The organism is Peribacillus sp. P4_C12 (assembly GCF_056402095.1).
Map to the genome: position 1 here is coordinate 1 of NZ_JBFUIB010000233.1, position 5,802 is coordinate 5,802.

Below are 5,802 nucleotides of genomic sequence, written 5' to 3' on the forward strand. Positions count from 1 at the left end.
CCATAAAGATTAATACAACAACTTGAGAGATGATGGCAGGTAAGATATGTTTGATGATAATGATACTCCTTGGTGTCCCGCATATTTTGGCTGCTAAGACAAAGTTTTGCTCCTTTACACTAAGTACCATACCTCGAATGACGCGTGCATAAAAAACCCATTGGACAAGCACCATCGCCAAAATCAGATTGCCAAGACTCGGTCCTAAAATTCCGACTAAAGCAAGGGACAGAAGAAAGCTTGGGAATRCCATGAGTATGTCACACATTCTCATGAAGAGATAATCAACCTTCCCCCCTATAAAGCCTGCATAAATACCAAGTGGGATACTAATAATCATCATTAATCCCATGACAAGGAAAGCTATTCCCAACGAGGTTCGTGTTCCATAGATTAATCGGGACAAAATACATCTCCCTAAATGATCAGTCCCCAATGGAAACTGAGAGGAGGGCCCTTGCAGCTTCTGAACGATATCAATCAAGTTCGGATCATTAGGAGCCAAAAAAGGAGCAAAAAGAGCCAATACTGTCAGGAAGGAAATAATCATGATGCTGATCATCATGAGCTTATGTTTCATCAGCTTTCGTTTCACGTTTTGCACCACTCTTATTTCTCTCCCTCCCAGCGTATACGAGGATCCAGGAAAGAATATGTAAGATCTACAAGAAGATTACAGACCACAAAGATCACACCCATAAATAATACACACCCCTGAATCATCGGATAATCTTGATTTAATATAGATGTGACAAATAACTGTCCCATGCCTGGCCAAGCAAAAATTGTTTCAACAATAACCGCTCCGCTTAGCATGTTACCGAAGCTCATGCCAAGTCCAGTTATCACAGGTAGTAAGGACTTTTTTAAGACATGCCTGATAACGATTAGTCTTTGGCGCAACCCTCTCGCTCTAGCATAAACAACAAATGGCTCATTCAAATTTCCCAGCATACTAGCCCGAAGCAATCGCATATACGTACCTATATACGCAAAAGCCAATGTCAAGGAAGGAAGCACTAGATGAGCCAAAGTCCCCCTTCCCAATACAGGAAATAAATCTAACTTTACTGATAAAAAATAGATCAAGAGAAAGCCAAGCCAAAAGGTTGGCATAGAGACACTTACAAAGGCTAGTATTCTGCTAAACTGATCAACAAATTTCCCCTTGTAAATAGCAGAAATCATTCCTAAGGGTAAACTAATAACAACAATAAAGATAAGCGAAGCAAATGTTAATTGAACTGTTGGGAAGAAATGTACCACAATTTCTTCCCATACAGAGTTATTGGACACATAAGACATCCCTAAATCCAATTGCAACACTTTTCCCAGCCACTCAAAATACTGGACATATAAAGGCTTGTTTAATCCAAGCTCAACTCGAAGGGCTGCCACTGTCTCATCCGTAGGAGGAATATGTGACGCCCTTAAGTAAGCTACTGCCGGATCTCCAGGAATTAAGTGAAGCAAGATAAAAGTGATGAGAGAAATTCCTAATAAAATTGGAATTAAACTTGTGAGACGTTTAAAAATAAACCAACTCATGTAGCACTCCTTAAGTTGTTTTTAAGTATCCCCACTTCAATTAACGTCAATTGAAGTTAAAGGGACCTCAGCTTCTTGAGGTAAAAAATCTACTCCACTAATGTTTTTTTGATACACTGCTATATTAGACTGATAAGATATCGGTAAATATATTGCTTGTTCGTGCAATGTCGTTAATATTTCTGAATATAGTATTTTTCTCTCTTCTTCGTCTGTAGTTAATAATACTTTCTTAATTTTCTGGTCTATTTCTTTTTTTATTGGCAGCCCTAATTGAGCGTTATAATCTGGACCACCATTTTCCGATTTTGTCGTCATAGAAGCTAAATAGGAATGTGGATCAAACGGTACAGCCCAAGTAGATGTAAATAATAAATCAAATTCACCTTGAAATGCCGTTGTCCAAAAAGTATTAGTTTCTTGACTAGTCAACTTAACATCTATTCCCAGCTTTCTAAAATCACCTTGGGTAAATTCTGCGATTGACTTTTGGATGTTGTCTGTACTATTAAACAGTAATTCCAATTGCAATTCTTTTCCGTCTTTTTCTCTAAATGGTTTCCCCTTCACTTGTTTCCATCCAGCTTCATCCAATAACTGTTTTGCTTTTTCTGCATCATATTCATATGGCTTTATATTAATTTTCGTGTATGGCAAAGTAGGTGGAAACAAAGTATCAGCCTTTTTTTCCATACCATAAAAGATCTTATCAATAACAGCCTGTTTATTAAAAGCATGTTGGAGAGCTAACCGAACTTTAAGATCTTTAGTCGCTTCTCTATTTGAGTTAAGAAGCAGCGTTCTTGTAGCTGTAGGTTCTGACAATTTGGTTTCATATTGCCCTGAATTCTTCAAAAATTGGAATGAATCTTGGCTTATGACCCCGTTTCCAAAAATAAAGTCGAGTTCTTTTTTCTCAAAAGCTAATACTCTTGACTCACCGTCAGTAATGACTTTAACAACCACCTTATCTACTTTAGGTTTAGTACCCCAATACTGTTCATTCCTTTTAAAAACTGCAAACTCATTTTTCTTATATTCGCTCAATACCCACGGTCCTGTGCCAATCGGAGACTTGAGTCCGTCCTTAAATGTGTTTTGACTGTCAGGGAAAGCAGCTTCTCCTACAAATCTCAACGGTCTGATGTAAGTTAGTTCTTGAAGAGTTGGATAATACGCGTTGTTCAAAATAAGTTTAAATGTATATTCATCTATTAYTTCAGTACTTTTGATTTGGTTAATTAATTCCACCCATTCATGTTGTTTGCGATTATCTAAAATGGTATCAAAGTTTTTCTTAACGATTGCAGCATTAAAGAGGGAACCATCGGAAAATTTAACATCTTTCCTCAGATGGAATACATATTCTTTTCCATCTTTCGATATATCCCAGCTCTCTGCAAGCCAAGGCTGAATTTCTCCGCCTTCACCGTAATAAACAAGGGATTCATATACCATAGCCTGGGAAAAAAACTCATTCGGAAAATATGTGTGTGGATTTAAGTCTCCTATATCCCCAGGCCATGAAAAAGTAACAACTTTTTGTTTATCTTTATCTGATGTATTTTCTTGATCTATTGTTGTGTCGCTGCAACCAGTAACAAAAATTGTGAAAATTACTAGTAGTCCAACAAAAGAATGGAATAAACTAGACCGTTGTAAAAACATGTTTTCTCACCTTCAATTATGGAATTTTATCTATTTGAAAAATCACGAAATATAAAAAAGCATTTCCAACCAGATTTAACGGTCAGAAATGCTTATAGGTTAAGAACAAATTCGTCTTCTAGCACTCTAACACCTCCCTATCTCCCGTAGGTTTAACAGCATTTTTAGAACGGGCAGGTTTTCTGACTTAGGTTCATCATCTCCATGCGTCTTCCCGGATATTATCCAGTGACTTTCTTGCATAGGACTCACCATTACAGCGGCGGGACCGTGCCGGATTTTGCACCGGCTTCCCTTTTAAATATTCGCTTTTAAACGAATATACCCATTCCAATACTATATGAAATTTTCCCTCATCTTCATAGTAAATAATAGAGCTTGTCTATCCTAAAATTATTTTGTCGAAACCATTTGTTACTTCTTAACACTTTATTAGTTTCATCTCTAAGTAATTTTTGATAAACCCAGCTACTAAACCTATCCATCTAGCAATAAACGAAATACAGTTAGTAAAAAGGAGAATAAACAGGTTCTCTTTAAAATTCAACAAATTTTAAATTCTCCTAAATTATACAGTTTTACGATTACAACTCTCTCAAAATGGAGATATTCACTATATGAAAATAAAATCAAAAAAAGTTTACCTAATACAAATTATATTCGTTATTGCAAATTTATGCTATATCAAATTAAAGTCCTGATGTTTTTTAACGGCTCGTTATGTATGGAAGTAATAATTTTATATATAAATAGTTATCAGTAACGACATATATCGAATGATAGTGAGGAAGATTTGTATTGCTCCCGCCAGAATTTGTTTACTTACTATAATATTTAAAATCATCCTAATTTATGTAATAATAAATATACTACAATAAAGGAAAGGTTTTGAGGGGGTTTTCGTTGGAAAGTATGGAACTACTACATAATAAAATAGAGACAATGAGGAAAGAATTAATAAATACAGCCTTRAAGCATGGATTCTCCTCACCAAAAACATTACATTTGAGCCAAGAACTTGATAAACTCTTGAATATACTTGTGCATGAACAGGAGTCGCTAACTCCAATAGGCCTTCAATAAGATGTAAGGGTGCTTCTCCTCTAAGTAAGTAGACTTGAAGCCTGATTGATCATATTTTCTCCTTTCTACCATAGGGCTTCATGGTTCAATAGCGGGAAAACGGTTGGATACTAAGCCCTAAATTCCTAAATCTACTGCTCCTTTTCCATGCTATCGTAACAATTTTATAAATAATAAAGAAATAAGTGGATATAAGTAAACCTGCCTCTATGAATCCAAATTCTTCAGCTACAATTGTAAATATAAAGTCGGTATGTGCTTCAGGAAAATACACATAACTTTGATTAAACCCTTTTCCTTTGAGTCATTCCAGAACCAATCGCTTATATGGATTGCTATAATTGATAACCAATTCCCTTCCCATAGCCAAACGGGTCTAACCCAAAGTACCTTTATGATCTATTCAAATTATAAAGACTTGGAATATTATCGATTCAAATCAGTTGGAAAGAAACGTGTGAAAGGCGTGTATCTTATCCAAATGTGAATAGATTTACGACCTTCCATATTAAAAAAAGGCTTTGTTAAAGAACGTTGTTGTTTTTTCTAAAAAAATATTTAAAGAAAAAAGCTCTTTTATGAAAAGGGCTTTTTTAACGTGCTGATTTATTAGGTATTGAAGATTAATCCTCATCTTGGTTTTCAAAATCACTCCACGTCCAATTGGACCAATGAGTGTTTGGCGTGTGAGAATGTACTAAACTTGTATCATTTAGTTCAATAGCTTTGGCAAGACTTTGGAAGAACTTATTTTCACTAGGCTTTTCTTCATCAGTGTGTTCCCATTCATCTATTTGATAAAACAGGTTTAGGTGAGTGTTTACACCAATTTCATTTAATAAATCCGGAGTTGCAAGCCAAAATTTTTCTTTATACTTAGAACTAAAGAAACGAACGAGTTTGGTTGGATTAAATGATTGAGTTTGGAGTCCTATTTGTGCATACTCCTCTTCTTTAGGATTTAAATTGATAAGTTCTCGATTAACAAACATTTTTAAATGGAATGGATTGACTAAAAAGTTATCTTCGTCATCAAACCAATCTTCTTCATTTTCTAAGGTTACAATATTATCAAGACCTATAATGATTCCTTGTTCTTCAGTAACATTACCGTAAACATAAAGGTCATTAGATATATCTTGGTTTTTGTTCACACCTACTATTTCAAATACAATGAGCCAGTTATCTGTTTCTCGAAAAACTGATATTCTGCCCTGGGCTAAGTCGAAATTATAATTATCCAATACAGGAAAATTATAATCTTCAGCAAAGTCATCCAGTATTTGAAGAATTTCATTTGCTTTCATTTATATATCACTCTCCATAAAGTTATATACTACATCTTAATTGTGATTAATGGCAGGATATTCGAAGTATCTTGTAAGTCAAATTAGTGGAAAACAAGCAACTATCAAATATCAACAGAACTATTTAACAGAGCCTAAAAAAAAAGCATTGATACAAGTACCAATGCTTCTCCAAAATATTAATTTTATCTTTAAA

General features: G+C 34.9%; 5 protein-coding genes, 1 pseudogene and 1 riboswitch. Of the genes and pseudogenes, 1 reads left to right on the top strand and 5 read right to left on the bottom strand.

Annotated elements, in window-relative coordinates; genetic code table 11:
- From AC1DUW_RS19720 to nikA, 3 genes are all read right to left on the bottom strand, one after another.
- Window positions 1–607, bottom strand: a 607-nt coding sequence (locus tag AC1DUW_RS19720) for an ABC transporter permease (RefSeq protein ID WP_477643262.1), incomplete at its 3' end; no start/stop codon positions are given.
- Between the two features lie 2 nt (window positions 608–609).
- A complete protein-coding gene (gene nikB / locus AC1DUW_RS19725; protein ID WP_053345687.1) occupies window positions 610–1,548 on the bottom strand; it encodes a nickel ABC transporter permease in 939 nt (312 codons plus the stop codon).
- A 36-nt stretch (window positions 1,549–1,584) separates the two neighbouring features.
- A complete protein-coding gene (gene nikA, locus AC1DUW_RS19730) occupies window positions 1,585–3,216 on the bottom strand; it encodes a nickel ABC transporter substrate-binding protein (RefSeq protein ID WP_477643263.1) in 1,632 nt (543 codons plus the stop codon).
- Between the two features lie 155 nt (window positions 3,217–3,371).
- Window positions 3,372–3,560, bottom strand: a riboswitch (cobalamin riboswitch).
- 568 nt (window positions 3,561–4,128) lie between these two features.
- On the opposite strand from nikA, the gene AC1DUW_RS19735 reads away from it, so the two are divergent.
- Window positions 4,129–4,299, top strand: coding sequence for an aspartyl-phosphate phosphatase Spo0E family protein (locus AC1DUW_RS19735; protein ID WP_152952351.1), 171 nt, complete (start codon window positions 4,129–4,131; stop codon window positions 4,297–4,299).
- A gap of 85 nt (window positions 4,300–4,384) precedes the next feature.
- Here the strand turns inward: AC1DUW_RS19735 and AC1DUW_RS19740 are convergent.
- Window positions 4,385–4,588 (bottom strand): annotated as a pseudogene (locus AC1DUW_RS19740) (FtsW/RodA/SpoVE family cell cycle protein); the annotation flags it as partial.
- 334 nt (window positions 4,589–4,922) lie between these two features.
- The gene (locus AC1DUW_RS19745) at window positions 4,923–5,606 is read right to left on the bottom strand and encodes a DUF7003 family protein (RefSeq protein ID WP_083450718.1); all 684 of its coding nucleotides are present in this window, start codon (window positions 5,604–5,606) and stop codon (window positions 4,923–4,925) included.
- Window positions 5,607–5,802: the final 196 nt, after the last annotated feature.